Annotated in this window: 25 protein-coding genes; 16 read left to right on the top strand and 9 right to left on the bottom strand. The window is 62.0% G+C overall.

Going from position 1 to position 25,625, the window contains the following annotated elements; translation table 11 throughout:
- Window position 1: 1 nt before the first annotated feature.
- The gene (pstC, locus tag FZX09_RS02615; protein ID WP_226399722.1) at window positions 2–949 is read right to left on the bottom strand and encodes a phosphate ABC transporter permease subunit PstC; all 948 of its coding nucleotides are present in this window, start codon (window positions 947–949) and stop codon (window positions 2–4) included.
- 124 nt (window positions 950–1,073) lie between these two features.
- On the opposite strand from pstC, the gene dnaK reads away from it, so the two are divergent.
- Genes dnaK through murQ form a run of 4 tightly spaced genes read left to right on the top strand, consistent with a single transcriptional unit; the run spans window position 1,074 to window position 5,387 of the window.
- The gene (gene dnaK, locus FZX09_RS02620; RefSeq protein ID WP_226399723.1) at window positions 1,074–3,065 is read left to right on the top strand and encodes a molecular chaperone DnaK; all 1,992 of its coding nucleotides are present in this window, start codon (window positions 1,074–1,076) and stop codon (window positions 3,063–3,065) included.
- Window positions 3,049–3,945, top strand: a complete 897-nt coding sequence (locus FZX09_RS02625; protein ID WP_226399724.1) for a DnaJ domain-containing protein — start codon at window positions 3,049–3,051, stop codon at window positions 3,943–3,945. Before dnaK ends, FZX09_RS02625 begins: the two co-directional genes overlap by 17 nt.
- A gap of 44 nt (window positions 3,946–3,989) precedes the next feature.
- The gene (locus FZX09_RS02630) at window positions 3,990–4,433 is read left to right on the top strand and encodes a DUF3110 domain-containing protein (RefSeq protein WP_226399726.1); all 444 of its coding nucleotides are present in this window, start codon (window positions 3,990–3,992) and stop codon (window positions 4,431–4,433) included.
- A 3-nt stretch (window positions 4,434–4,436) separates the two neighbouring features.
- A complete protein-coding gene (murQ, locus tag FZX09_RS02635; RefSeq protein ID WP_226399728.1) occupies window positions 4,437–5,387 on the top strand; it encodes an N-acetylmuramic acid 6-phosphate etherase in 951 nt (316 codons plus the stop codon).
- On the opposite strand, the gene mtnP is transcribed toward murQ, so the two are convergent.
- Entirely contained in the window at window positions 5,369–6,277 is a 909-nt protein-coding gene (gene mtnP / locus FZX09_RS02640; protein ID WP_226399730.1) for an S-methyl-5'-thioadenosine phosphorylase, read from the bottom strand. The two genes, murQ and mtnP, sit on opposite strands and share 19 nt — an antisense overlap.
- Before the next feature lie 40 nt (window positions 6,278–6,317).
- Here mtnP and FZX09_RS02645 point away from each other — a divergent pair, with 40 nt between their 5' ends.
- The gene (locus FZX09_RS02645; protein ID WP_226399732.1) at window positions 6,318–6,761 is read left to right on the top strand and encodes a peptidylprolyl isomerase; all 444 of its coding nucleotides are present in this window, start codon (window positions 6,318–6,320) and stop codon (window positions 6,759–6,761) included.
- Here FZX09_RS02645 and ribBA read toward each other — a convergent pair whose 3' ends face one another.
- Complete coding sequence (ribBA, locus tag FZX09_RS02650; protein WP_226400342.1) at window positions 6,762–8,357, bottom strand: bifunctional 3,4-dihydroxy-2-butanone-4-phosphate synthase/GTP cyclohydrolase II; 1,596 nt, start codon at window positions 8,355–8,357, stop codon at window positions 6,762–6,764.
- Between the two features lie 137 nt (window positions 8,358–8,494).
- Here ribBA and argC point away from each other — a divergent pair, with 137 nt between their 5' ends.
- On the top strand, window positions 8,495–9,568 hold the full coding sequence (gene argC / locus FZX09_RS02655; protein WP_226400343.1) for an N-acetyl-gamma-glutamyl-phosphate reductase: 1,074 nt from the start codon (window positions 8,495–8,497) through the stop codon (window positions 9,566–9,568).
- Here the strand turns inward: argC and purN are convergent.
- A complete protein-coding gene (gene purN, locus FZX09_RS02660; RefSeq protein ID WP_226399733.1) occupies window positions 9,559–10,119 on the bottom strand; it encodes a phosphoribosylglycinamide formyltransferase in 561 nt (186 codons plus the stop codon). The genes argC and purN overlap by 10 nt on opposite strands.
- 72 nt (window positions 10,120–10,191) lie before the next feature.
- Between purN and FZX09_RS02665 the strand changes: the two genes are divergently transcribed.
- From FZX09_RS02665 to FZX09_RS02680, 4 genes are read left to right on the top strand one after another with little or no spacing between them, the layout of a single operon-like run.
- Window positions 10,192–10,542: a DUF1257 domain-containing protein gene (locus FZX09_RS02665; RefSeq protein WP_226399734.1), complete on the top strand. Its 351-nt coding sequence runs from the start codon at window positions 10,192–10,194 to the stop codon at window positions 10,540–10,542.
- A gap of 1 nt (window position 10,543) precedes the next feature.
- Window positions 10,544–12,241: a PDZ domain-containing protein gene (locus tag FZX09_RS02670; RefSeq protein WP_226399735.1), complete on the top strand. Its 1,698-nt coding sequence runs from the start codon at window positions 10,544–10,546 to the stop codon at window positions 12,239–12,241.
- Window positions 12,223–13,110, top strand: a complete 888-nt coding sequence (locus tag FZX09_RS02675) for an N-acetylmuramoyl-L-alanine amidase (protein WP_226399736.1) — start codon at window positions 12,223–12,225, stop codon at window positions 13,108–13,110. The genes FZX09_RS02670 and FZX09_RS02675 overlap by 19 nt, the downstream gene beginning before the upstream one ends.
- A gap of 37 nt (window positions 13,111–13,147) precedes the next feature.
- A complete protein-coding gene (locus FZX09_RS02680; RefSeq protein WP_226399737.1) occupies window positions 13,148–13,387 on the top strand; it encodes a TIGR03643 family protein in 240 nt (79 codons plus the stop codon).
- Window positions 13,388–13,451: 64 nt separating this feature from the next.
- Here the strand turns inward: FZX09_RS02680 and FZX09_RS02685 are convergent, their stop codons facing one another.
- Window positions 13,452–13,703, bottom strand: coding sequence for a hypothetical protein (locus FZX09_RS02685; RefSeq protein WP_226399738.1), 252 nt, complete (start codon window positions 13,701–13,703; stop codon window positions 13,452–13,454).
- A 157-nt stretch (window positions 13,704–13,860) separates the two neighbouring features.
- Window positions 13,861–14,631 (bottom strand): helicase DnaB, encoded by a 771-nt coding sequence (locus FZX09_RS02690; protein ID WP_226399739.1) that lies wholly within the window; start codon window positions 14,629–14,631, stop codon window positions 13,861–13,863.
- 115 nt (window positions 14,632–14,746) lie between these two features.
- On the opposite strand from FZX09_RS02690, the gene FZX09_RS02695 reads away from it, so the two are divergent.
- Window positions 14,747–16,345 (top strand): glucose-6-phosphate isomerase, encoded by a 1,599-nt coding sequence (locus tag FZX09_RS02695; protein ID WP_226399740.1) that lies wholly within the window; start codon window positions 14,747–14,749, stop codon window positions 16,343–16,345.
- A gap of 11 nt (window positions 16,346–16,356) precedes the next feature.
- Here the strand turns inward: FZX09_RS02695 and leuS are convergent, their stop codons facing one another.
- Window positions 16,357–18,966, bottom strand: coding sequence for a leucine--tRNA ligase (gene leuS / locus FZX09_RS02700; protein ID WP_226399741.1), 2,610 nt, complete (start codon window positions 18,964–18,966; stop codon window positions 16,357–16,359).
- Between the two features lie 291 nt (window positions 18,967–19,257).
- Here leuS and dapF point away from each other — a divergent pair, with 291 nt between their 5' ends.
- The 5 genes from dapF (at window position 19,258) to dacB (ending at window position 24,125) form a co-directional block, all read left to right on the top strand.
- A complete protein-coding gene (gene dapF / locus FZX09_RS02710) occupies window positions 19,258–20,364 on the top strand; it encodes a diaminopimelate epimerase (RefSeq protein WP_226399742.1) in 1,107 nt (368 codons plus the stop codon).
- Window positions 20,351–21,523, top strand: a complete 1,173-nt coding sequence (locus tag FZX09_RS02715) for an aminotransferase class V-fold PLP-dependent enzyme (protein WP_226399744.1) — start codon at window positions 20,351–20,353, stop codon at window positions 21,521–21,523. Before dapF ends, FZX09_RS02715 begins: the two co-directional genes overlap by 14 nt.
- Before the next feature lie 12 nt (window positions 21,524–21,535).
- Entirely contained in the window at window positions 21,536–22,252 is a 717-nt protein-coding gene (locus tag FZX09_RS02720) for a DUF1995 family protein (RefSeq protein ID WP_226399751.1), read from the top strand.
- A 65-nt stretch (window positions 22,253–22,317) separates the two neighbouring features.
- Complete coding sequence (locus tag FZX09_RS02725) at window positions 22,318–22,821, top strand: DUF4330 domain-containing protein (protein ID WP_226399752.1); 504 nt, start codon at window positions 22,318–22,320, stop codon at window positions 22,819–22,821.
- Window positions 22,818–24,125 (top strand): D-alanyl-D-alanine carboxypeptidase/D-alanyl-D-alanine-endopeptidase, encoded by a 1,308-nt coding sequence (dacB, locus tag FZX09_RS02730; RefSeq protein ID WP_226399753.1) that lies wholly within the window; start codon window positions 22,818–22,820, stop codon window positions 24,123–24,125. The genes FZX09_RS02725 and dacB overlap by 4 nt, the downstream gene beginning before the upstream one ends.
- Here dacB and FZX09_RS02735 read toward each other — a convergent pair.
- Together FZX09_RS02735 and coaD are read right to left on the bottom strand one after the other, a co-directional pair.
- Complete coding sequence (locus FZX09_RS02735; RefSeq protein ID WP_226399754.1) at window positions 24,070–25,089, bottom strand: hypothetical protein; 1,020 nt, start codon at window positions 25,087–25,089, stop codon at window positions 24,070–24,072. The genes dacB and FZX09_RS02735 overlap by 56 nt on opposite strands.
- 1 nt (window position 25,090) lies before the next feature.
- Window positions 25,091–25,582 carry a pantetheine-phosphate adenylyltransferase gene (gene coaD, locus FZX09_RS02740; RefSeq protein ID WP_226399755.1) on the bottom strand — a complete coding sequence of 164 codons (492 nt, stop codon included), beginning with the start codon at window positions 25,580–25,582 and terminating at the stop codon, window positions 25,091–25,093.
- Window positions 25,583–25,625: the final 43 nt, after the last annotated feature.

Here is a 25,625-nt window from a genome sequence, read left to right on the forward strand (position 1 = left end):
GTCAGTACTTCAGGCTTAAACGCTTCACGATCCACTGGGCAAAAATATTCACGCACAAGGTCAGAACAATCAGCACAAACGCTGCGTACATCAACGATGACACCTGTGAACCATCCGCCTCACCAAATTGATTGGCCAACATCGCCGCGATGGTGTTTCCAGGTGCCAGCAGCGACACACTGAAGTTGTTCGAATTGCCGATAATCATCGTGACGGCCATGGTCTCGCCCATGGCACGACCCAACGCCAGCATCACACCTCCGATGATCCCGGAAATAGCTGCAGGGAGAATTACATTAATGATTGCGCCCCACCGTGTTGTGCCAACCCCATAGGCCGCCTGGCGGAGTTGTGGTGGGACCTGATTGAGGCAATCACGGGAAATCGCCGTGATGATCGGCAGGATCATCACTACGAGGATCAATACTGCAGGAATGGTGCCTGGACCCATTGGCGGGGTGCTGAACAGGGGGAACCAATTGAACAGTTGATAGAGAAGTTCAAGCCCAGGTCTGATGAATGGTTCCATCACAAAAATGGCCCATAGGCCAAGCACTACTGATGGAATCGCTGCGAGTAGTTCCACCATCAGGCCGATCACGTCACGGATTCCCTTGGGGATGATGTTTTCGGTGATGAAAATGGCTGTGCCGACCCCGAGGGGCACCGCAATTAACAAGGCCAGCAGCGATGTGATCAAGGTGCCGTAGATCGCAGCCCCGGCCCCGTACTGATCGTCCACCGGATTCCAGTCCGAGGTGACCAGAAATTGCCAGCCGTAGCGGGCCATGGAATCCAGGCCCCCCTGGAAAACGACCACAAGGATGGAGAAGAGAACGATCGCCACAACGGAAGCCATGGCGATGGCGAGATTTCTGAAACTGTTGTCCACCAACTTTTCCGCAGGTGGACGGCTTCGGAGCAAGTAACGACTGTCCGGGTCGGACATGCATCCAAGGGCGCGCTCATACAACGTATGACCCGAACCGCTGGAGGTCATCAAGAACGGTTTAAGCGGGGGGCTGGAGCAGATTTGTACCTGCCGTTAGCGTAGGGATCAAGTTTTCAGGGATATGGGGCGGATCGTCGGAATCGATCTGGGGACCACCAATTCGGTTGTCGCTGTGCTGGAGGCAGGTCGTCCACATGTGATCGCAAATGCCGAGGGCGGACGAACCACCCCATCCGTTGTCGGATACACCAAGGATCAGGAACTGCTGGTTGGGCAACTGGCCCGGCGCCAGCTGGTGCTCAGCCCCCGCAATACCTTTTCCAACCTGAAGCGGTTCGTTGGTCGTGACTGGGACGAACTGGAGGACAGCAGCCTGTCTGTGCCTTATACGGTTCGTGCCAACGAACAGGGACAGGTCCGGGTGCCCTGCCCGGTGACCGAGCGGGAGTACGCGCCTGAAGAACTGGTGGCCAGCATCATTCGCAAGCTTGTCGATGATGCTTCCACCTATCTGGGTGAACCGGTGGAAGCCGCGGTGGTCACCGTCCCCGCCTATTTCAATGATGCGCAGCGTCAAGCCACCCGCGACGCCGGACGCTTGGCCGGGATTTCAGTGGAGCGCATCCTCAATGAGCCCACGGCGGCTGCCCTGGCCTACGGATTTGATCGCAGCGCCGTCAAGCGGGTGATGGTCTTTGACCTGGGTGGAGGCACTTTTGATGTGTCGCTGCTGCGCATCGCCAACGGGGTCTTTGACGTCAAGGCGACGAACGGCGACACCCAACTCGGCGGCAACGACTTCGATCAGCGCATCGTCAACTGGCTGGCCGATGCCTTTGAGGAGGAGCACAAGGTTGATTTGCGGCGCGACCGTCAGGCGTTACAGCGGTTGACGGAAGCCGCTGAAAAAGCAAAGCAGGAACTCTCCGGCGTGCTGAGCACCCCGATTTCGCTGCCGTTTATTGCCACCGGCAGCGAGGGGCCGCTTCACATTGAGACGCGTTTGGACCGCGCCACCTTCGAAGGGCTCTGCCCGGATCTGCTGGATCGTCTGCTGAGTCCGGTCCAAGCGGCCCTGCGTGACTCCGGCTGGGCGGCCGACGACATCGATGACGTCGTGCTGGTGGGGGGTGCCACGCGGATGCCGATGGTGCAGCAATTGGTACGCACCCTGGTGCCGATCGACCCCTGCCAATCGGTGAATCCCGATGAGGTGGTGGCGATCGGTGCTGCGGTGCAGGCCGGAATCCTCACCGGTGAACTCAGGGATCTGCTGCTCAACGACGTCACCCCCCTGTCGCTCGGACTTGAGACAATCGGTGGATTGATGAAGGTGCTCATTCCGCGCAACACGCCTATTCCGGTTCGTCAGTCCGATGTGTTCAGTACCTCGGAAGCCAATCAGTCGTCCGTGGAAATTCATGTCTGGCAAGGGGAGCGCCAGATGGCGACCGACAACAAATCCCTCGGTCGTTTCCGTCTCTCCGGGATACCACCGGCCCCGCGGGGGGTGCCCCAGGTGCAGGTGGCCTTTGACATCGATGCCAATGGCCTGCTGCAGGTCAGTGCCACCGACCGCACCACGGGCCGGAAGCAGTCGGTGTCGATCCAGGGCGGCTCGAACCTCAACGAGGAGGATGTGACCGCTCTGCTGGCGGAAGCCGAGGCCAGAGCTGATGAGGACCGGCGCAAACGCAACCAGATTGAGCGCCGAAACCGGGCTCAGACCTTGCTTGCCCAGGCGGAACGGCGGCTGCGGGATGCCTCGCTCGAGCTGGGGCCCTATGGAGCCGAACGTCAGCAACGGGCCGTTGAAATGGCCATGCGTGACGTGCAGGATTGTCTCGCCAACGACGACCTTCAGGAGCTTGATCTCTGCGTGAGTGGTCTGGAGGAGGCGTTGTTCGGGTTGAACCGTCGTCTGTCGGCGGAACGTCAGGCCGATGGCAGTCCGCTTCAGGGCATTCGCAACACCCTGGGCTCCCTCAAAGATGAGCTATTTGCCGATGACTGGGACGACGACCCCTGGGGGCCCCCCAGCCGTCCGGGTGAACGTGGCCATGGTCTGAGCCGTCGTGATCCTGCACCTTGGGACGATGACATCTACCGCTGAGCCTGATTACTGGTCTCTGCTGGGGGTCGATGCCGACTGCACGGATCAGCAACTGAAACGGGCCTTTCGCCGGGAAGCACGCCGCTGGCATCCCGATCTCAACAGCAATGACCCCGTTGCTGAGGAGCGCTTCAAGTTGGTCAATGAGGCCTATGCGGTGCTCAGCGATCCCCGCCGGCGTCATGCCTGGCAGCAGGGGGGTGGATCCAGCTCGGATGTCGCCGATCCTTTTGCCCAGGGCTTCCCTGATTTTGAGGACTACCTCGATGTGATCTTTGGCGGCGGATCAGCTCAATCGGGCGCTGAGGTTGTGGAAGAGCCCGATCCACCTTTTCGAAGTCCGGTGTCGGCACCGCCGCCACCGCCGCCGGTGCGTGCTGTGGAAGATCTCGAGTCAGTTGTTCATCTCACCCCGGATCAGGCGCTCCAGGGAACCGTGGTGGAACTGACGCTCGATGACGGCACGATGATCGAGCTGAATACACCTCCCTTTGCAGGGGATGGCTGGCGTCTGCGGCTTGAAGGCGTTGCCCCCGGTGGCCGTGATCATTTCCTGCAGCTTCGGGTTGTGACCGACGATGGGCTGCGGATTGACGGTCTGCGCGTGCTCTACAAGTTGATGCTCTTCCCGCCGGATGCGGCGCTGGGCTGCGCTGTGGATGTACCCACTCTTGATGGACCCGTGACGCTGCAGGTGCCTCCAGGCTCATCCAGTGGACGTTTGCTGCGGCTGCGGGGGCGCGGTCTGCAGCTGGATGACGAGCGGGGGGACCAGTTGGTGGAGATTGTTGTGGTGATCCCCTCGGATCTGGGCGATGCGGAACGGGCCCTCTACCGGCGGCTTCAGGAACTGGCGAGCGAATCTGAGCAGGGTGGTTGACGATGGGTGAGACTCCGGACCGGTTGATCTGACGATTTTTCCCGATGCGCGTCCACGTCCTGCTCTTTGATGCCGGTACGGAAAGCGAAGGCATCCACTCGCTTGAAATCGCCGGACGGACGGTGGTTCTGTTGTTTGAGAACCCCGACGATGCCGAGCGTTATGCCGGTCTTCTGGAAGCCCAGGATTTTCCTGTTCCCACGGTGGAGGCCCTCGACCGAGAAGACGTTGATCTCTTCTGCCGTGAGGCCGGCTATGAGGCTCGCTTGATCGAGTCGGGTTTTGTGCCGAGCAACGACGAGGAGCGTCTGTTTATGGCACCGCCTCAGAGCAACCGCGATGTGAGCAATTGGCAAGACGACGCTGGTTCCGACGACGCGATGGCTGGGCAGCAGGCTGTGGAGCCGGCGCGCCAGGGACTGGAGACCGAATCAGAATCGAATCCTGAACTGGATGAGCTGCGGCGGCGCCTGGAAGGTCTGCTCTGAGCCATGGCCGTGTTTGACCCCGATCTGCAACCCTCCAGCGACCGCGGCCATCTGCTCACCGAGCAGAACAACCAGCGCAGTTCACGGCTGGATCAACTCGACACACTGGCGCTGGTGGAGTTGTTTGCAGACGAGGATCGTCGCCCCCAGGAAGCAGTCGCCGCGGTGGCCCCAGCCCTGGCCCAGGCGGTTGATGCTGTTGCCGAGCGTCTCCGTGCCGGTGGCCGCCTTTTCTATCTCGGTGCTGGCACCTCTGGACGGCTTGGGGTGTTGGACGCCGCGGAATGTCCGCCCACCTTCTGCAGTGATCCCCAGCAGGTACAAGGCGTTCTCGCCGGTGGCTCCGCAGCGCTGCTTCTCAGTTCTGAAGGGCTTGAGGACATTGAGGCCGCCGGTCGCGCTGATCTGGAGGAGCGGGGCTTCTGCGCCAAGGACTGCTTGGTGGGCATCGCTGCCGGCGGTACCACCCCTTACGTGCGCGGTGGACTGGCGTTCGCGACAAATATCGGCGCCCTTGCCATCGCCATGGCCTGCGTTCCGGCGGAGCAAGCCCCTCTGCCCTGCGACATTGACATCCGCCTCCTCACGGGCCCTGAGTTGCTGACGGGATCCACCCGGATGAAGGCTGGAACCGCCACAAAACTGGCGTTGAACACCCTCTCCACAGCCGTGATGGTGAAGTTGGGCAAGGTCTATGGCAATCGGATGGTGGATGTGGCCGCCAGCAACAGCAAGCTGGTAGACCGCTCATTGCGGATTCTGCGTGATCTGGCTGGCGTGGAGCGGAAGCGGGGGCTGACGCTGCTGGAGGACGCCGGCGGATCGGTGAAACTCGCCTTACTGATGGCCGCTGCTTCGTTGTCGGTGGATCAGGCCGAAGCTCTGCTGCTGCAGCACGACCAACAGCTGCGTCCAGCCCTGGAGGCCTGCGGCGCTCAACTGGCGGAGGCCTGATTGAACGTTCCCCAGTAGGGGGCGGTGAACAGATCGAGGTTGGAGCGGGTGTGCGCTGGCACCTGATCCTTGGGCGTGATCAGGGCATTGGCGAGGGCTGTATGGGCTGGAGAGGCGGGGAGCTCGTGCTTGAACCGCTGCATCAACCCAGTCAGGATCGGTTCGGTGGCCGAGGCATTGGCCTGGAGGTTGCCGATCACCATCTCCACAGAGACGGCGTCATGGTCTTCGTGCCAGCAATCGAAGTCGGTGACCATGCTTAGGGAGGCATAGGCCAGTTCGGCCTCTCGGGCCAGGCGGGCTTCGGTGTGATTGGTCATCCCGATCACCGAACAGCCCCAGGAGCGATAAAGCTTGCTCTCCGCCCGGGTGGAGAAGGCGGGTCCCTCCATGCAGAGATAAGTGCCACCGCGGTGCAGCTGTCGACCCTCCGGTAAGCCTTGCTCGGCGGCATCGGCTAGTAGGGCACTCAACTGGGGGCAGAAGGGGTCCGCAAGACTGACGTGGGCGACGCAGCCGTTGCCGAAGAAACTGGCGGGTCGATCACGGGTGCGGTCAATGAACTGATCGGGCACGACCATGTCGCGCGGCTGCAGATGCCTCTGCAGTGATCCCACCGCCGAGAGCGAGATCAGCCAGCGCACCCCCAGTGAACGCATGGCCCAGATGTTGGCTCGGTAGGGCACTTCACTGGGGAGCAGATGGTGATGGCGGCCGTGGCGTGCCAGGAAGACGGTCTCGACCCCCTCGAGCTCTCCCAGTCGCAATTGATCGGACGTTGCCCCGAAAGGGGTATCGACCGTGCGTTCCTCCACTTGGCGCAAGCCGGGGATCGAATAGAGGCCACTGCCGCCGATCACACCGACGCGAGATTTGGAGAGGTCGGGCATGGTCAGCGTCTCATTACACTCCAGTTTTGCTCGCGCCACCATGACCAAGGCCTTGATGGACACTGAAGCAGGCCTGATCGAGCTCGAGCTGTTCGAAGCCGATGCACCGAACACAGTCGCCAACTTCGTGAAGCTGGCCAAGGACGGCTTTTATGACGGTCTTGCCTTTCACCGCGTCATCCCCGGCTTCATGGCCCAGGGGGGATGCCCTAACAGTCGTGAGGGCGCCCGCGGCATGGCTGGTACTGGAGGCCCCGGTTATCAGATCGATTGCGAGATCAATCAGCAGAAGCACCAGGCCGGCACCCTGGCCATGGCCCATGCCGGTCGCAACACCGGTGGCTCGCAGTTCTACATCTGCCATGAAGGCCAGCCCCACCTTGATGGCGTGCACACCGTGTTCGGTCACACCGGCAACATGGATGTGGTGCTGAAGCTCGCCAACGGTTCCAAGATCAACAAAGTGACGATCCAGGAAGGCTGATCAGGCCCGTGTCCAGTGCAGCAGTGACGGGCCGTTTTCCAGCAGTTCGTCACTGCCCAAGTTGATCAACTCATTGAGTTGATGCTCCACCCGTTCGAGGGTCTGGGGCGGGTGCAGAGCCATCCGCTCGGTAGGAACGCGCATCAGCCCCACACGTTCGGTCGCTGCCAAGACCGCCAGGCTCTTGAGCAGCGGGGCTGCATCAGCACCGTCGGGAATCAATTTCCACACAAATTGCGGTCGATCCCAGAGCGCTAAAAGGCGTGGTTCATGCAGGGCCTCGAGGCTGAAGCCCTGGCGTTGGGCGATGGCTTCCACTTCCTGGCGAATGGTGGGCCAGCTTTCCGGGCCCACGTTCACCGCCAGAGCCAGCACCACGCAGGGACTCTCGGATTCGAACAAGTGCCCGAGCTTCTCTCGCTTGGCCGCCAGATAGTCAGCGTTGTGAGCGCCGGGGTCCATCACCAGCGGCACCCGTTCCTCCACTTGCAGGCCATAGCCGCCGAGGCCGGCGATCTTGCGAGGGTTGTTGGTGAGCAGCCGCAGCCGGTGGATGCCGAGGTCGGAGAGGATCTGCGCGCCAACGCCGTAGTTGCGCAGATCAGCCGGGAAGCCGAGCCGCTCATTGGCTTCAACGGTGTCGAGCCCCGCTTCCTGGAGGCTGTAGGCCTTCAATTTATTGATCAGGCCGATGCCTCGACCTTCCTGGCGCAGGTAGACGACAACACCCTCGCCTTCCCACTCGATCTGGCGCAGGGCCGCCTCCAGCTGGGGCCGGCAGTCGCAGCGTAGTGAGCCGAAGGCATCACCAGTGAGGCATTCGGAATGCATGCGCACCAGCACGGGTTCGCTCAGGGCATTGGGCTCGCCCTTGATCAGAGCGACGTGTTCGGAGCCATCCAGTTCGTTGCGGTATCCCACTGCCTGAAAGCTGCCGAAGCGGCTGGGCAATTGGGCCTGAGCCATGCGGCAGACGAAGCGCTCGTTCTCCAGCCGGTAGCGGATCAGGTCAGCAATGCTGATCAGCTTCAGCCCCCAGCGATCGGCATAGCTGCGCAGCTCCGGCAAACGAGCCATGGAGCCATCGCTGTTCTGGATTTCACAGATCACTCCGGAGGGGCTGAGGCCCGCCAGCTGAGCTAGATCCACGGCGGCTTCGGTGTGACCGGCGCGTTTGAGCACGCCGCCGGGGCGGGCGCGCAGAGGAAAAATATGCCCGGGCCGGCGAAGTTCCGCTGGCCGTGTGGCTGGGTTGAGGGCTACCTGAATCGTGGCGGCGCGGTCTTCGGCGGAGATGCCGGTGGTCACCCCATGTTCGATGCCGGCATCGATGCTCACGGTGAAGGCCGTTTCATTGGCATCGGTGTTGCGGTCCACCATCAGCGGCAGATCCAGTTCGTCCAGCCGCTGCCCCTCCATGGCCAGACAGATCAGGCCCCGTGCCTCGGTGGCCATGAAGTTGATCGCTTCAGGGGTGGCGAACTGGGCCGCGCAGATCAGATCACCCTCGTTCTCCCGTTGTTCGTCGTCCACCACGACAACGCACTCCCCATTGCGGATCGCCGCAAGGGCGTCGCTGATCGCATCGAACGCAATGGGTTCGTTCGTGGGGTCAAGGGAACTGGGATTCAGGAGCCTGGTCGTCGGGAGATGCCTTCATTATTGATCTCTGTACGATCGATCGTTGGCTGGTTGGTTCAATGGCAGGCAAGACAACGTCGGCGGTTGAAGCGATGGCAACGGTGAAGGGCGGACGGGTTGCTGTGATCGGCGCCTCCGGCTACGGCGGCCTGCAGACCATCCGTCTGCTTCAGAGCCACCCGGGGCTTTCCGTCAGCTTTCTGGGTGGTGAACGCAGTGCTGGTCAACGCTGGAGCTCCGTCTGTTCCTTCCTTCCCCTGCCGGACGACCCAACGGTGGAATCGGCGGATCCAGATCGGATTGCGGCCTGCTCCGATTTCGCTGTACTGAGCCTCCCCAACGGACTGGCCTGTCTGTTGGCACCACAACTGTTGGAGCGGGGTGTGCGGGTGGTGGATCTCTCCGCCGACTTCCGCTACCGCTCTCTGGAGCAGTGGCTGCAGGTCTATGCCAGGGAGGCCGGCTCCCTCAACCGTCAGGACGCCGAGCTCTGCAGCAGTTCCGTCTACGGCCTGCCGGAATGGAGCGGCCCCGCCATCGCTGACGCGAAGCTTGTCGCAGCTCCCGGTTGCTTCCCCACCGCCAGCCTGCTGCCTCTGCTGCCGTTCCTTAAGCAGGGTCTGATTGAGACGAGCGGCATCATCATTGACGCCAAGACCGGCACCTCCGGGGGGGGTCGGGTGCCGAAGGAGGCGATGCTGCTGGCCGAGGCCTCGGAATCCATCGCGCCCTACGGCGTCATCGGCCATCGCCACACCTCTGAAATTGAGCAGATGGCAATGGAGGTGGCTGGCCAGGAGGTGCGGCTTCAGTTCACGCCTCACCTGGTGCCGATGGTGCGTGGTCTGCTCTCTACGGTCTATGCCCGCTTGCGCGACCCCGGTCTCACCGCGGAGGATTGCACCACGGTTCTGGATGCGATCTACCGCCACCACCCCTGCGTTGAAGTCCTGCCGGTGGGCACCTACCCCGCCACCAAGTGGGCGCGCCACACGAACCGTGCTCTGCTGTCTGTTCAGGTGGACAACCGCACGGGCCAGCTGGTGTTGATGAGTGCCATCGACAACCTGATCAAGGGTCAGGCCGGGCAGGGCGTGCAGTGCCTCAACCTGATGGCGGGTCTTGCTCCGGAGACGGGGCTGCCGTTGCAGTCGTTCTATCCCTGACGCCAGGTTGGCTGCAGGCCAGCCAGTGCCCTGGGAAGGAGCAGATGTTCCTGCTCCTGAATGCGTTTGGCGAGCCTGGCGTGGTCATCCCCTTCGAGGACGGGGACGGCGGCCTGGGCCAGGATCGGGCCGGCATCCAGCTCTTCTGTGACGATGTGCACCGTGCAGCCGGTGAGCTTCACCCCGGCCTTGAGAGCCTGCCCGATGGCGTCCAGGCCACGGAAGCTGGGCAGCAGTGAGGGATGGATATTGATCAGGCGATCGGAATAGCCGCTGATCAACACTTCGGTGACGATCCGCATCCACCCCGCCATCACCACCAGTTCCACCTGGTCGGCACGAAACAGGCGCACCAATTCGCCGTCCAGCTCGCGCCGGTCCTTGATCAGGCGATGGTCGAGCACCGATACGGGAATGCCGAGACGCTCCGCACGCTGCTGGGCGCCACAGCCAGGATTATTCACCACCAGCCGCTGGATCCTCGCGTTGAGGTCCCCCGCCTGAATCGCCTGGGCCAGGGCCTCGAAGTTGCTGCCGTTTCCGGATGCCATCACCCCCAGCTGAAGCGGGGCCTGGTCAGCTCGATTGTCGTGGCTAGGGTCAGTCAAAGCGGGGTTCGGTCCATGTCCCATCTCTCCATCCTGCCGACTGTCTTCACCGACCTCGAGCGTCTGGTTCAGGCCCTTTGTGATGAGGGCTTCACGGTGGAGCGAACGACCGAATTGCAGGGATTCGCGGACGACTCCCACGCTGTTGATGTGCTCGCGTTTCAGGGCTCAGCCATGCCCCTGGGCTGGACCCAGCGAGAGAATGGAGCGATCGTGATGCATGGCGACATCCAGCGAATCAGCCGCCAGCCGGGGCTTGAACAGCGCTTGCAGCGACTGACCCGCCGCTACGCCCTGCTCCATGCCATCGACCAGGTGCGCCTCGGTGACATGGGTTCCGTCGAACTGATTGTGCAGACCCACTGACGTGCTCGAACCGGTTCATATCCGGCTCGATCTGAGCCATCCCCAAACCCAGACCATCTCGGTGTCCATCCAGTGGACACCGCAGACCCATCGCCAGACCTTCCAACTGCCGGTGTGGACGCCGGGGTCTTACACGGTGCGTGATCACGCCCAGCACCTGCACAGCCTGAAGCTGCATGCCAATGGTGAGGAGCTTCCGGTGCGTCGCATGGCGACGCACCAATGGCTCTGCGATCTGCCGGATCTGAGCCCGCTCACGCTCAACTATCAGCTTGAGGCCCGGGATCTGACTGTCCGCACCGGCTTGCTGGATCCCGATTTCGCCTCGCTCTGCCTTGCCGCAGTGGCAATGGAGATCGACGGCTGCCGCTGGTCAACGCACCGCGTTGTCGTGACGGCCCCACAGCACTGGAGTGTGCATCTGCCGCTGGAGGCCAGTGCTGAGGGCTGGGTCGCTGCTGATTTCGATGCTCTTGTGGACAGCCCGCTGCATGCGGGACCCTTTCAGGCGGAACCCTTCACGGTGGAGGGCAAGAACCATGAGCTGCTTTTAATCGGCACGCCGCCGATGGGTTGGCCGCCGAGCTTCATCAGCGACATCGAGAAGGTGTGCAGCGCCACCTGTCGCTTGCTTGGAACGCCACCTCCGGCGGGAGATCGCTACCAGCTGGTTTTGCAACTGCTCGATCAGGGCTATGGCGGCCTTGAACACGATCACAGTGCTGTGTTGCAGTTCAGTTGGTCGGCACTTGCCAAGCCCAAGGGCTACCGGCAGCTGTTGCAGTTGATCGGCCATGAATACCTGCATCAGTGGAATGTTCGGCGGCTGCGCCCTGTTGAGCTGCGGCCCTACGACTACGGGCAGGCGGTGATCACCGAAGGCCTCTGGTTTGCCGAGGGAATCACCAGCTACTTTGACCTCAGCCTGCCCCTGCTGGCGGGATGTTCTGATCGGCCGACTCTGATCAAGGATCTGGGGGAAGAGCTGTCCAGCGTGCTGATGTCACCCGGCTGTTCGATCCAGTCGCTGGCGGCCAGTGCCCGTGAGGCGTGGATCAAGCTCTATAAGGCGACGCCAGCCTCGCGGGATAGCCAGATCAGCTACTACCGCCTCGGTGCTGCGGTGGCGTTCTGCTTGGATGTTCGCCTGCGGCAGTGCGGCCACTCCATGGCCGCGATCCTGCGGGAGTTGTGGCAGGGCCCCGGCCGTCAGGCCCGTGGCTACAGCCGTGATGACATCAAGGCCGCCCTGGCTCGATGGGATGCCGATCTTGCGACGGATCTGGGTCAATGGTTGGACCAGCCCGTGGCTCTTCCCCTCCTTGATTGCGTGGAGGCTCTGGGGCTGCGCATGAACCCTGTTCCGCTCAAGTATCCCGACCACGGACTCACTCTGAAGGATGTTGAGGGTGCCGCTTTGATTCAGAGGGTGCGGCGGGACAGTCCCGGCCAAGGGGCTGGGCTTGTGGTGGGCGATGAGCTGTTGGCGATCAACGGCTACCGGGTGCGTCGCAGCAGTGACCTATCAGTTCTGCTTGAGAAGCAGAAGTGTGTACGCGTCACCTATTCACGACGCAGCCTGCTCAAGGAGACCCCGCTTTTCCCCGACACCGGTGTGGACCATTGGGTTTTGGATTGGGATCCTGGGTGCACAACAGAACAACGGCAGTTACGGGATCGATGGTTCGAGATCGTTTAAGCCGTTGCTGGAGCGGTGTTTTGAACCGCGTTAATGAGCATCGGCCGCTCGCGATCAGCGTTGCTGCAGCGGGGGCGTTGGCTCTTGGACTGACCGGCTGGATGTTGATGGATCAAGAGGAGTTGTCCCCTGTGGTGATGGAACGCGGTCGCCAACGGGAGGACAACCCCTCCTCATCGTTGCCTTTGCCACCGAAGTCGCGCTCCTGGCGGTCGCCACTGGCCCGCCAGTGCTCGGGTGTGGACACCGCTTTGCGGTCACGTTTGAACCAGCTCGAAGCCCGCTCGAGTTCCTGGCGGGCCTTCGTGAAGATCGATCCCACCAATTTTGGTGAGCGCTACGAGAAGGATGCCTATGGCCGTGTGATTGATGCCATGCCGCGGGTGGTGGTGCTGCATGAAACCGTCTATTCGCTGAGCTCCGCCTTGAACACCTTCATGACGCCCCACCTGCGGGATGAAGATCAAGTGAGCTATCACACGTTGGTGGGCCAGGACGGGCGCGTTGTTGATCTGGTGGACCCATTAAGTCGTGCCTACGGCGCTGGTTACTCCGCCTTTCTGGGGGAGTGGGCGATCACCAACAAGAAGCTCAAGGGCTCCGTTAACAACTTTGCCTTGCACCTGAGCCTGGAAACCCCGCTGTCAGGGGCGAATGCCTATGGCTCTCATTCGGGCTACACCACCCAGCAATACGACGCGTTGGCCCTGGTGTTGTCTGGTTGGATCCGCTCTTTCAATCTGCCGCCGGCGGCGATCACCACCCATCGTCATGTGGATCTGGGCGGAGAACGCGGTGATCCGCGCAGTTTTGACTGGTCGAAACTGCAGACGCGACTCGCTGCCCTCGGGGACCTCTGCGTGAGCTGAGGCGTGGTTAGCGTTCGGCATCCTGTTCAGTGCGTCGTTGACACCGCTCCCCAGCGAAGATCTCGATCGGATCATTGAAATGGCCTGGGAAGACCGCACTCCCTTCGAAGCGATCGAATTTCAATTCGGACTCTCCGAGCCGCAGGTGATTGCTGTGATGCGGCAACAGATGAAAGCGTCGTCGTTCAAGCTCTGGCGCAAGCGGGTGAGTGGCCGCAAAACCAAACACGCCGCCACCAGCCGCTCCGATCGGTTCCGGGCGAGCTGCCATAAGTGAATGCAACCTGCGTCGGTTCAGCGAAGAACGCCGCGCAGGATTCCCTCCACAAGACCCGCCGGAATCACGCCTGGTGGGTCTTTGGCAGGCGAGCTGCGGAAACTTGGGCCCAGATCAGATCTGCAGCCATCTGACCCATGGCTCCACCCAGAGGGCCGAGATCAGCGCTGGATTGGGGAGGAGCGGTGAAGGCTCTGATGCAGCCATAGAAATCCCTGGCGTCCTCGCACTGGGCAGCCACCTCGCCATCCACCTGAGCCAATACTGCGGTTGGGAACAGCAGACCAAACGCAATCGGTGTCAGGAGTTGTTTCATCGATTTGTGTATTGGATCGATGAAACAACAACCATTAAATATCAAAATCCCCCTATCGGGGGATTTTGGGTGAGGCTTTTATCCCTCATCTGAGGGGTCAGGGGGACGAGGGATTGGATCGGCCTCTGCGTAACAAACCAGTCCGCTCCGTGGAGTTTCAAACAGTGATGTCTGGATTCGGTTGATGACCGCCGTAAATCAACCCGTGCAGTTCAGGGTCCTGCATGTAGCCCAGCACCCGCGCTGGGTAATCCAATTTTCCGTTGTGCAGATACGTGAGGGTGGCTATCGCCTTGGCATCGAGATACGAGCGACTTGCTTGCAGGATTAAGTTGTCTGGCATGCCAAGAGCCAACTTCAGACGTTGGAACTTCGCCGCCAGCAGAGTGATGTTCGTATTGGGGTCCAGCAGTTGATTGCGGGCCCAGGTGATTTCTTCCGGCGTTGGGTTCTCGGAAAGTCGCTTCTGATGAATGAGCTCAGCAATGCCGAGCTGTGCGAGGCCATGGGTCTTCACCAGGCCGGAGTGGGCGATGAAGGGGAGGCTCTCCCCCGGCTTGGAGTGCTGGATCTCGTCGAAGAGAACGGCCGTGATCAACATCGGATTCACCTGATGCGCCGCTGCTTCGCGCAGGATCACCGGTTTCAGCTTCCGCAGGCGATTCAAGGTTGATGAGCGCAGCGGTTTGAGCTGATCGACGCTGCTTGTTAACAACTGGGCCAGCTGCGTCTGCGGGCCGTGAACCCCGAAGCGCCTTTGGAGCAACTTCAGTTCTTGCGGTGTGAAGTCGGTCGGCTCGAGCCTGTTTTCCACCACCACAGGCAACTGATCCTCAAGCTCAGCGACTGGCTGTGACCACTGACCGACCAGGAAAAGGCTCGCTGCCATCGCCAGCAGCCCAGTGGTCAATCGCAGTGGCTCAGCCATGGGGGCTGGAAATCGGGTTAGCGGAATGTGACATGAAACTAGCCGGGGTGTCCTTTTGCGTGGGCATCCCGGCAGATTCTGGATACGTTCGGCAGGTCTGCATCGTCCGCCCGGCATGAGCTTCCCGGATTTCAACGCCTCCGACGCTCATATCCAGTGGCAGCGCTTCTGCGATCTCAGCTGGTATCACGACGATCTCGGCGTTTGGCTCGACATCAGCCGGATGCACGTGAACGCCGCTGACCTGCAGCAGCTGCGGCCGCGGATGGACAAGGCTTTCGCTGCGATGCAGGAGCTGGAAGCCGGTGCGATCGCCAATCCGGATGAGCAGCGTCAGGTTGGTCACTACTGGCTGCGCACCCCCGAACTCGCCCCCTCCTCAGAGCTGCAACAGCACATCTCCAGGGAAATCGATCTGATCGCGGCCTTCGGGCGCGATGTGATCAACGGAACGATCAAGGCGCCCAACGGCGAAAGCTTCAGCGATGTGCTCTGGATCGGCATCGGCGGTAGTGGTCTGGGTCCCGCCTTGATGATCAAGGCCCTGCAGAACCCAGACGAGGGTCTCCCGTTTCATTTCTTCGACAACGTCGACCCCGACGGGATGAGCAACGTCCTGGCCGGGTTGAAGGGTCGTCTTGACCGCACCCTGGTGGTGACGGTGAGCAAGTCGGGGGGCACCCCTGAACCCCACCTCGGATTGGAGCAGGCTCGCCATCGCCTCGAGGCCGCTGGTGGCCAGTGGGCCGGCCAGGCCGTTGCCGTGACGATGCTCGACAGCAAGCTGGATCAGCAGGCTCAGGCCGAGGGCTGGCTCAAGCGCTTTGACATGTTCGATTGGGTTGGGGGCCGCACCAGCATCACCAGTGCCGTTGGTCTGCTGCCCGGTGCCCTGATCGGTTGCGACATCCGCGACTTTCTCACCGGCGCATCTCAGATGGATGCCGCCACCCGCGCAGCGGATCTGCGTCGCAATCCAGCGGCCCTGATGGCCGCCTCCTGGTATGTGGCCGGTGGCGGTCGCGGTCAGCGCGACATGGTTGTTCTGCCCTACCGCGATCGCCTGGAGGTGTTCAGCCGCTACCTCCAGCAGCTGGTAATGGAATCCCTGGGCAAGCGCCTGGATCGCAACGGTGAGGTCGTTCACCAGGGCATCGCTGTTTACGGCAACAAAGGCTCCACCGACCAGCACGCCTATGTTCAGCAACTGCGCGATGGTGTCGACAACTTCTTCGCCACGTTCATCGAGGTGCTCGAGGACGTGAGCGATATCCCCACGATTGACGGGGAATGCCCCGGCGACTTCCTCGATGGTTTCCTGCAGGGCACCCGCTCAGCCCTCACCGAGGGTGGGCGCCAGAGCATGACGATCAGCATGCGCTGCTTTGATGCACGCCGTCTCGGTGCCTTGATTGCTCTGTTCGAGCGCGCCGTCGGTCTCTACGGCGAACTTGTGAACATCAACGCCTACCACCAGCCCGGCGTTGAAGCCGGCAAGAAGGCAGCGGCGGCGATTCTCGACCTGCAAGGCCGTGTGGAGGCGATCCTGGCTGACGGTGTGGCCCGTTCCGCCGATGAGATTCGCCTGGCCCTCGCGGATGGCACCGACGAATCCATCTTCTGGATCCTGCGTCATCTCACCGGCAACCAGCGTGGTTTTAGTGCCCAGGGCGACTGGAGCCAGCCCGCCTCGATGCGCTTCAGCAAAGGCTGATCTTCCCTGGCTCAGGGCACCAGGTTCACCAGTTTTCCAGGGACAACAATCACCCGCCGGGGGGCGGCGCCCTCCAACCACTTTTTGGCGACGTCACTGGCCAGAGCCAGCCGTTCCAGCTCCTCCTTGCCGGCGGAGGCCGGAACCTGCAGTTTGCCCCGCACCTTGCCCTTCACCTGGATCACCACTTCAACGCTGTCTTGCAACAAAGCCGTTGGATCCAGCACCGGCCAGCTTTGACGGTGCACGCTGCCGCTTCCCCCCAGACGGCTCCAGAACTCTTCTGCCAGATGCGGCGCGAACGGAGCCAGCAGTCGAATCAGCCCCGAAAGAGCCTCCTGAAGCACAGGAACACTGAGGGCATCGATGCCCGTGGAGCTGATGGCATTAGAGAGCTTCATTAACTCGGAGATCGCCGTGTTCAGCTGAATCTCGTCACTGAGATCTTCACTGACGGCTTCGATGGCCAGGTGCAGCGCCCGGCGTACGCAACTGTCGGTATCGCTCAAATCGGCCGGCCGTTGTTGCGGCTCGAGTGAGTCGATGCGGGCAGCACCCGCCTCAACAAGGCGCCAGAGCCGTTGCAGGAAGCGGAACTGGCCTTCCACATCGGCATCATCCCACTCCAGATCCTTCTCCGGCGGTGCCTTGAACAGGATGAACATCCGGGCCGTGTCTGCGCCGTAGCGATCAATCACCGCCGCGGGGTCGACGCCGTTGTACTTCGACTTCGACATCTTCTCGAACAACACCTCGAGCTTGTCGCCGGTGTTGGGGTCGCGAGGATCATCCGGATCTGCCACATCCGCTGGAGCGATGTACTTGCCGGTCGTCGCATTGCGGTAGGTGATGGCCTGCACCATGCCCTGGGTGAGGAGTCGTTCAAACGGTTCGTTGATGTCTATCAGGCCTCGATCCTTCAGTGCCTTGGTGAAGAAGCGTGCATAAAGCAGGTGCAGGATCGCGTGTTCAATGCCGCCCACGTACTGCTTCACCGGCAACCAGCGGTTCACCGCTTCCTTGCTGAAGGGTTTCTCGGTGTTGTAGGGATCTGCGAACCGCAGGAAATACCAGGAGGAACACATGAAGGTGTCCATGGTGTCGGTTTCCCGCTTGGCCGGCTTGCCGCAGGTCGGACAGGTCACGTTGACCCAGTCGCTCTGCTGGCTCAGGGGCGAACCACCCTTGCCGGAGAGATCAATGCCCCGGGGCAGTTCCACCGGCAGCTCTTCGCGCGGCACAGGTACAGCACCGCAGTCATCGCAGTGGATGACAGGAATTGGGCAGCCCCAGTAGCGCTGGCGCGAGATCAGCCAATCGCGCAGGCGATAGGTGACCTTGCTGCGGGCCCAACCCTGCTCGGCGCCGTGGCCGATGATGGCGCCCTTGGCCTCGATGGAAGCGGTGCCATCGAAGGTGCCGGAGTTGATCAGTGTTCCGGCATCCGTCCAGGCCTGACCGGCCGCGATGGCTTCAGCAGCTCCTTCGGCATCGATCACCTGCTGGATCGGCAGATCATTCGACTGGGCAAAGGCAATGTCCCGCTGGTCGTGGGCCGGCACTCCCATTACGGCGCCGGTGCCGTACTCGGCCAGCACGTAATCGGCGATCCACACCGGCAGCACTGCCCCTGTCAGAGGGTTGATCACGTGACTGCCGATGGGCACCCCCCGTTTGGGCCGGTCATCACTGGTGCGTTCGATCGTGCTGAGACGAGCCACCTCCTTGCGGAAGGCCTCCACCGTCCCCTTATGTTCCGTGCTGGTGAGGCTGTCCACCAACTCGTTTTCCGGAGCCAGCACCACATAGCTCGCCCCAGCGAGGGTGTCGGGGCGGGTGGTGAACACAGTGATGGTCTGATCCTGCTCCCCTTCAACGGTGAAGCTGATCTCCGCGCCTTCGGAGCGGCCGATCCAGTTGGCCTGCATGGTGCGCACCCGTTCCGGCCAGCCCTTGAGGGCATCCAGGTCGTTGAGCAGCGGCTCGGCGTAGTCGGTGATGCGCAGGAACCATTGGTTCAGCTGGCGTTGTTCCACCAGGGCTCCGGAGCGCCAGGAGCGGCCGTCACCATCCACCTGCTCATTGGCCAGCACGGTCTGATCAATGGGATCCCAGTTGACGGTGGCGTTCTTGCGATAGGCCAGCCCCCCTTCGAGAAGTTCAAGAAAAAGCCACTGGGTCCATCGGTAGTAGTCGCTGTGACAGGTCGCCTGCTCGCGGCTCCAGTCGATCGACAAGCCAAGCCGGTCCAGCTGCGCCCGCATCTGATCGATGTTGCGGTCGGTCCACTCGCCAGGGTCCACATTGCGTTCGATCGCCGCGTTTTCCGCGGGAAGTCCGAAGGCATCCCAGCCCATCGGATGCAGCACGGCATGGCCCCGCATCCGTTGAACCCGGGCGATCACATCGGTGATCACGTAGTTGCGCACATGGCCCATGTGCAGGCTGCCCGAGGGGTACGGGAACATCGACAGGGCAAAGAAGCCCGGCTTCTCACTGCTTTCTTCGGTGCTGTCCACTCCATCTGCCTTCCAGCTCTCCTGCCAGCGCTGCTCCAGCGCAGCGGGGTCATAACGACCGGTCTGGGCACTGGTGTCGACGGCAGGGTTGGCAGCGTTCACGGAACCAGCGCTCGGCAAGGTTGCGATCGTGCCACATGCCTGGTGTTTAGCCGAGGGAGCGGATCACGCTGATCTGACGACGGTTGATCAACACGGGCCGGCTGCTGCCCGCACGTTCGATGGCCAGAAATTCAGGGTCCTGCCAGATCAGACGCCCCTCGATGGTTCTCCCACCACCGCAATGCTGAGGGGCAGCTGTTCACGGATCCAGCTCTGCAGCAACCGAACCCCCGGAAGGCTTGGATCTAGAGGAGATGTCTCCATAGGATTCGGGAGGAATACCGGCCACGCATGTTGCAGTTCAGCAAATATCAGGGACTTGGCAACGATTTCCTGATCGTTGAAGGGCGGCAGGGACAACTGCCTGATGCCATCAGCAATCCGGATCCCACCTGGGTGCGGCGCATCTGTGATCGGCGCTTCGGCGTGGGCGGCGATGGCCTGATCCTGGCGCTTCCCCCACAGGCGGAGGGAGAACTGCGGATGCGGATTCTCAATGCCGATGGCAGTGAGGCCGAAATGTGTGGCAACGGCATTCGCTGCCTGGCCCGCTACCTCGCCGACACTGACGGTGATGCGCCTGGGCGACGTTGGGACATCGAAACCCTGGCGGGAATTATCCGCCCTGAACTGATGGCCGATGGCCAGTTGCGGGTGGACATGGGGCCGCCCTTCCTCACTTCCGAAGGCATCCCCACAACCCTGATGCCCGAAGAGGGTCTGCCGCAGGGGGTGCTGCTTCTGGAGGGCGAGCAGCTGAAGGTGGCGGCCGTTGGCATGGGCAATCCCCATGTGGTGGTGCCCGTCGACGACCTCGCCAGCATTCCCTTTGATGCCTGGGGAGCTGCTCTGGAAGTGCATCCGGCCTTCCCGGCCAAGACCAACGTTCATTTCCTCCAGGTGCACAGCCGTGAGCGGCTGGAGATTCGGGTCTGGGAACGGGGTGCAGGACCGACCCTGGCCTGCGGTACCGGTGCCTGCGCCACTCTGGTGGCGGCAGTGTTGCTGGGCCTCGCCGATGACTGCGCCGAGGTGCTGCTGCTCGGTGGACCGCTGATGATCGAATGGCGCGATCGCACCGGTTCCGTGCTGATGACAGGACCTGCCGAAGCGGTGTTTGACGGGGTACTGACGCCCGATCTGGTGCCTGCAGGTCCATTGACGGCGTCGATCAGTGAAGCCCCTTCTGCTCCACCTGCGCAGACGGCCGCAGCCGACTTCGATTGCTCCAAGGATTGCGCTGACGAATGTCAGCGCCCCGGCCGCTGCCTCCGCGATGAGGCGCAGCAAAAGGTGCAGGCCTTCCTCAGCAGCACGTCCCTCGACTCGATGCTCAATCTCGCCAGTGAGTCCCTGGAGCAGCGCACCAAGGCACGGTTCGAGCGTGGAACACCTTGAGATCTATCTGGATGCAGCTGCCACGACACCGCCGCTGCCGGCGGTGATCACAGTGATGCAGCAGCTCCAGCAGACAGCCTGGGCGAATCCCAGCAGCCTCCATGAGGCCGGGTTGGCAGCTGCGGAAGCTCTCGAGCGAGCCCGTTGGCTCATTGCCGAACGTTTTGCTGTCAGTCCTGATCAGTTGATCGTCACTTCAGGAGCGACGGAATCCGTTCACCTCGCCCTGCTCGGCAGTGCCAATGGTCTTGTCCCGGGCCGGTTGGTGATCTCTGCGGTGGAGCATCCGGCGGTGGTCGCTGCGGCCCACCAACTCGAAGCGCTGGGCTGGAGCATCGCTGAATGGCCTGTTGATGGCCAGGGCGTTGTGCGGCTCGACCAGCTCGAAGGGCTGTTGTCTGCTCCAACCCGGCTGGTTTCCCTGATCGCAGCCCAGGGCGAGGTTGGTGCGTTGCAACCAGTGAGCAGGATTGCAAAGGCCTGCCGCGAGCGCGGCATCGTCATCCACAGCGATGCCACCCAGCTTGTGCCCCAGGGTTGCTTCCCTTTCGAGAGTCTCGGAGTGGATCTGCTGACCCTCTCGGCTCACAAGTTCCGTGGCCCCAGGGGCGTGGGGCTGCTGATTCGAGCCCCGGGTGTGGAACTTTCACCGCTCCAGGGCGGTGGAGGTCAGGAACACGGCCTGCGCTCTGGCACCGAACCCGTTGTTTTGGTCAGCGGCATGGCCGAAGCCCTGATGGACCTCCCCAGCTTTGACCCCGCCAGTCAACCCGTCCCCCCGGGCTGCTCGTCGCAGATCCGTCGTCAACGGGATCAACTGCTCGAACGATTACTCGAGCTGCCCCAGCTTCAGCTCTGCGGCCCTCAAGTCGATCAGCGTCTGCCTCATCACATCGCGCTGCTAGCAACCACCGCCGATGGCCAGCCCCTGCCGGGACGCGATCTGGTACGACGGCTGGCAGCAGCGGGAGTGGCCTGTAGCAGCGGCAGTGCCTGCAGCAGTGGCAGCAGTACTGACAGTGTTGTGCTTACAGCCATGGGAATTCCCGGACCTGCACGCCAGTCGGGCCTGCGGCTGACCCTTGGCCCCTGGCTATCGGATCAGGATCTCGATGCCGTTCCAGGCCGTTTTGCATCCGTGCTGCAGGCTTTTCCCTGACATGCTTTGGCGATGACTCAATCCGACGCTCCCTGTTTCGCGCTACCCGCGGATCTGCTCGCGGCCGAAGAGGCCATGCTGCAAGCTGCCCTGGCAGCCGTTGGATCTGGCGACGGTCAACGCTGGGCCGCAAGCCTGCGCTTTGAGGGGCTTCGCCTGCTCCCGGTGGCGGTGCGTCTGGCCCGCGCGCTGATCGCTGCCGGTCAACAGCTGTTGATGGTTTGGCCCGATGCCGGTGCTGCAGCCCTGGCTCGGCGTGATGCGGAAGACCTCAAGGAGGTGATCTTCGATTTCAATCAGCTCAAACGTTCGGAGAGCGACGCTCCCGACACCCGCCTGTTGCTTGCGGTGAACCCCTCCCCTGCCGATTACGAGGAGTTCCAGGCGTTGTGTGAGAACCATGCCGGAGTGGTTTTGATGCTGAATGGGCGTCTTGAAGACGCCGCCGTTGGCATCGGGAGCGTGGCCCGGGAGCGCCGAAAGGGTTTCGTGGCCAGCTGGCAGCAGGCCTATTGGCTTCAGCCCCTGGAGGGAGGAGCCCTGATGCGCTGCTTCCCCGATGACTGGCGTCTCTTTCGACAGGATCCCGATGGTTACCGGCAACTTGAGGTGCTTCCCGAACGACCGGATCCGGACACAACAGCAGCGCTTCTGGCCGGTGAAGATCCCGACAGCATCAAGCAACAGCTTTCCGGTGTCGACCGCTTCCTTGATGGTCTGCGCAATTGAGCCGCGCCTGGCTTGATCCAGGCTCAGAGTCTCTATAAGGTTCGAGCCCAGGCTCCCTCTCGACAGTGCTCCACAGGCTGCGATCCCTTTCACCCATCGATGCTGTGGCCGGAGTCGTTGCTCTGACAGCGCTGGCTGGGGTGATCTGGTCCCCCAAGCTCTCCAATGCGGTCGCCAAGGCCACGGGTGCCGTGAAGCCTGTGCAGGTCAGTGTTGATGTGCATAGTCTCTACAGCGCTGATCCCGAGCAGCTATTGAATTCAGCCCGAGAGGAAGCGGGCCTCAACATCGTGATCCGCAATCAACCGGCCGGTCAGGTGACCCTCGTGTCGGTGGATGACCTCACCAATCCCCTGACGGCAGTGCAGCCCGATGGTTCGGTGGTGATCGCGGATGCCCCCAGCACGGCCCTGCCCCGGCATGCCCGTTTTGTGATGGAGGCCCAAGCCGAGATCAAACCCTCCGGTGTTGTGATCGGTGGCACCAAGCTCAAGGTGGGAGTGCCCGTTGAGCTGGAAGGACGCCTTTACCGCTTGAACGGTGTTGTAAGCGGAGTCATGCCTCTGTGATTCGCTCTGCCCTGGTCACCCTGCTGGTGCTGGCGCCCCAGTTGCCCTTTAGGGCCGCGCCTCCACTGTTGGCACCACCTCCGGTGGACCATCGTCAGGGCCAGGCCATTCTCAGCAGCGGTGCGCTTTGCCCGGCCTTGCAGACGGCCTTGAAATCAGCGGTGGGGACGGAAGAGCGGCTCTGGAGCGTCAGCGTTCTCGATCAACGGGGGCAGTTGCTGGCTGATCTGAACGGGGGAATCCCCCGGATCCCTGCATCGAATCAGAAACTCGTTAGTACGGCCTTTGCCCTGGATCGCCTCGGCCCCGACTTCCGTTTGAAGACGCAGCTTTTGCGTCACCCCGATGGATCACTGGAGATCGTGGGGGAAGGCGATCCCGACCTGAGCATTGCCGAGATCCAGAAGTTCGCCATGGTGGCTATCGGCCAGGGCGGCTCCCGCAGCACCACCAGCCTCGCCGCAACACCTGTTCAGCTGATGGTTCGGGAGGAACCGCGTCAGCGCTGGTGGCCCGCCGATTGGGATCCTGCGGATCGGTCCTACGCCTACGGCGCACCGATCACCCGTCTTGCCCTCACCAGCAATGCTCTGCACATGGCGGTGATGGATCCAGCGGCACGGCTACAGAGCATCCTCAACTCCACAGTCCGCCAGCAGGGAGGGCAGATCCATCTGCAGATGGTTGATCAGCAGATCCGGGAAGCGGCCCTTGCGCGGAGTAGGGGAGCGAGTGTGGTCCTGCACAGCGAGGATTCCGCGCCGATGCACGCCCTGCTCAGCTTGGCCAACACGGAGAGCCATAACTTCACTGCTGAGGTGCTGATGCGGGAAGCGGCCGAGGTTTGGGATGTGAATCGTGCGTCCATCGCCACCACCCGCTGGTTGCAAGCGCAGGGGGTCCCGATGACGGGTCTTCGGCTGCGTGATGGCAGCGGACTTTCACGGGGCAACCGCCTCACCAGCCGTTCCTTGTCCGTGCTGCTGTGGCGCATGGCGCAACACCCCCTGGCGGCCAATTACCAGGCCTCAATGGCAATTGCTGGCCAAAGGGGAACGCTGCGCAATTATTTCTGGGGCACCCCGCTTGTGGGTCGCTTCTGGGGCAAAACCGGCACTCTCAGAGGTGTTCGTTCGATCTCCGGCATTTTGGAAACCGCCGATGGACCGCGTTACGTGAGCATGATTGCCAACGGGTCCTACGCACCCAATTCCGTGATGGGCCAGATCCTGCTGGCCAGCCAGCGGATCAGCCGTTGCCCCGCATGGACCGCAGCCGGGACGCTGCCCGGTGGGCCCGACTGAACGGCACAGTTTTGGCTTCGTCGGCAGCGTTGGCGGCAGGGGCAGCTGAGCGAATCGTCTGAATCTTGGAGAGCTCCTGACGGCCAGCCATCACCACTTGGGTCATTTCCTTAAGGCGCACTTCCAGCTCACCCAGCGTCTGTTCGGCGTAACGGTTGGCGCCGTCCTGAACTCCGGCGGCCTCCTGGCGGCTGCGTTGGATCAGAGACTCACATTGCTGTTGGGTCTGCTGGCGGAACTGCAGCGCATCGTTGTGAATCCGCTCGGCCTCGTCCCGGCCTTCCTTCTGAATCCTCAGGGCTTCACGGCGAATCGTCTCAAGCTCCTGCAGCGCCTGCTGCCGGTTGGCTTCATGCTGCTCAGCGTGTTGGCGCTTGAGCTCTGCTGCGTTGGTCTCGATCTTTTGGATTTGCTGTTGGGCCTGTTGGCGGCTTGCTTCGAGTCGCTCAGCATGTTGACGCTTCAGCTCAATCGCCTCCTGATCCAGTTGTTGGCGACGCTCCAGGCCTTCCTGCTCCAGCTGCTGGCGGCGTGAGGCGAACTGCTGCTCCAACTGGGCCAGCTTGCTTTGCATCTCCTGTTCCAACTTCGCCCCCTGCTCCCGCGTTTTCTGCAGCAGCTGCTCACATTGCTGGCGGGCCTGCTCACGCATTTCATTCACTTGCCGTTCCGCTTCCTGGCGGATGGAGGCGTTGTTCACCAGTTGTTCGCGCTGACGCTGAGCCTGCTCAACAATTTCTTCGGCGTTCCTGCGGGCGGTGTTGATGAACTCGTCACGGCGATCCAGCAATTTGACCGCCCGCTCGAGCTCCTTGGGTAATTCGTCGCGGACGGCATCCAGCAGCTCAACGGCATCGGTTTCGTTCACCAGACGTCCGCCGGTGAAGGGCATCCGGCTGCCCTCCAGCACAACTTCCTCCAACTGATCTAGTTGATCGAGAACGGAGAACCGGACGTCGTTCATCTCAGCTGGCGGGGAAAGCCGAATTAAAGAGCCTGTTGAGGTCCTTCGCCACCTCTGGTGGGACCATGTGGTCGATAGATCCGCCAAAGCGAGCCACTTCCTTCACCACGGAGCTGCTGAGAAAGCTGTGGCGTGCAGTAGTGGCCATGAACACCGTCTCCAGATCGTCCGCCAATGAGCGGTTGGTGTGGGCGATCTGCAGTTCGTATTCGAAGTCACTCATCGCTCGCAGGCCCCTCAAGATCAGGTCGGCGCGATGGGTGACGGCACAGTTCACCGTGAGGCCATCGAAACTGATCACCTCAACTCCGGAGAGATGGCGCGTCGCCGTGCGGATCTGTTCGATCCGTTCCTCGACACTGAATGCAGGCCGTTTGCTCGGATTGCTGAGCACCGCTACGACCACCTCGCCAAACAGGCTCACTGCCCGCTCGATCAGGTCCATATGACCGTTGGTGAGGGGGTCGAAACTGCCGGGGTAGAGCGCCCGCATCGGGAATAAGCGATGGGCGGATCCTATGCAGTGGATCGATGTT

Source organism: Synechococcus sp. MU1643 (genome assembly GCF_020514095.1).
Lineage (GTDB): Bacteria > Cyanobacteriota > Cyanobacteriia > PCC-6307 > Cyanobiaceae > Parasynechococcus.

Bases quoted from the DNA above. Each gene is read 5' to 3' on its own strand.
- murQ (WP_226399728.1), top strand. From the start codon at position 4,437: ATGGCCGTGTTTGACCCCGATCTGCAACCCTCCAGCGACCGCGGCCAT.
- FZX09_RS02645 (WP_226399732.1), top strand. From the start codon at position 6,318: ATGACCAAGGCCTTGATGGACACTGAAGCAGGCCTGATCGAGCTCGAG.
- dnaK (WP_226399723.1), top strand. From the start codon at position 1,074: ATGGGGCGGATCGTCGGAATCGATCTGGGGACCACCAATTCGGTTGTC.
- dapF (WP_226399742.1), top strand. From the start codon at position 19,258: ATGTTGCAGTTCAGCAAATATCAGGGACTTGGCAACGATTTCCTGATC.
- FZX09_RS02685 (WP_226399738.1), bottom strand. From the start codon at position 13,703: ATGAAACAACTCCTGACACCGATTGCGTTTGGTCTGCTGTTCCCAACC.
- FZX09_RS02690 (WP_226399739.1), bottom strand. From the start codon at position 14,631: ATGGCTGAGCCACTGCGATTGACCACTGGGCTGCTGGCGATGGCAGCG.
- FZX09_RS02630 (WP_226399726.1), top strand. From the start codon at position 3,990: ATGCGCGTCCACGTCCTGCTCTTTGATGCCGGTACGGAAAGCGAAGGC.
- FZX09_RS02665 (WP_226399734.1), top strand. From the start codon at position 10,192: ATGTCCCATCTCTCCATCCTGCCGACTGTCTTCACCGACCTCGAGCGT.
- purN (WP_226399733.1), bottom strand. From the start codon at position 10,119: ATGGCATCCGGAAACGGCAGCAACTTCGAGGCCCTGGCCCAGGCGATT.
- FZX09_RS02675 (WP_226399736.1), top strand. From the start codon at position 12,223: ATGGTTCGAGATCGTTTAAGCCGTTGCTGGAGCGGTGTTTTGAACCGC.
- pstC (WP_226399722.1), bottom strand. From the start codon at position 949: ATGTCCGACCCGGACAGTCGTTACTTGCTCCGAAGCCGTCCACCTGCG.
- FZX09_RS02735 (WP_226399754.1), bottom strand. From the start codon at position 25,089: ATGAACGACGTCCGGTTCTCCGTTCTCGATCAACTAGATCAGTTGGAG.
- FZX09_RS02720 (WP_226399751.1), top strand. From the start codon at position 21,536: ATGACTCAATCCGACGCTCCCTGTTTCGCGCTACCCGCGGATCTGCTC.
- mtnP (WP_226399730.1), bottom strand. From the start codon at position 6,277: ATGCCCGACCTCTCCAAATCTCGCGTCGGTGTGATCGGCGGCAGTGGC.
- FZX09_RS02625 (WP_226399724.1), top strand. From the start codon at position 3,049: ATGACATCTACCGCTGAGCCTGATTACTGGTCTCTGCTGGGGGTCGAT.
- coaD (WP_226399755.1), bottom strand. From the start codon at position 25,582: ATGCGGGCGCTCTACCCCGGCAGTTTCGACCCCCTCACCAACGGTCAT.
- argC (WP_226400343.1), top strand. From the start codon at position 8,495: ATGGCAACGGTGAAGGGCGGACGGGTTGCTGTGATCGGCGCCTCCGGC.
- FZX09_RS02695 (WP_226399740.1), top strand. From the start codon at position 14,747: ATGAGCTTCCCGGATTTCAACGCCTCCGACGCTCATATCCAGTGGCAG.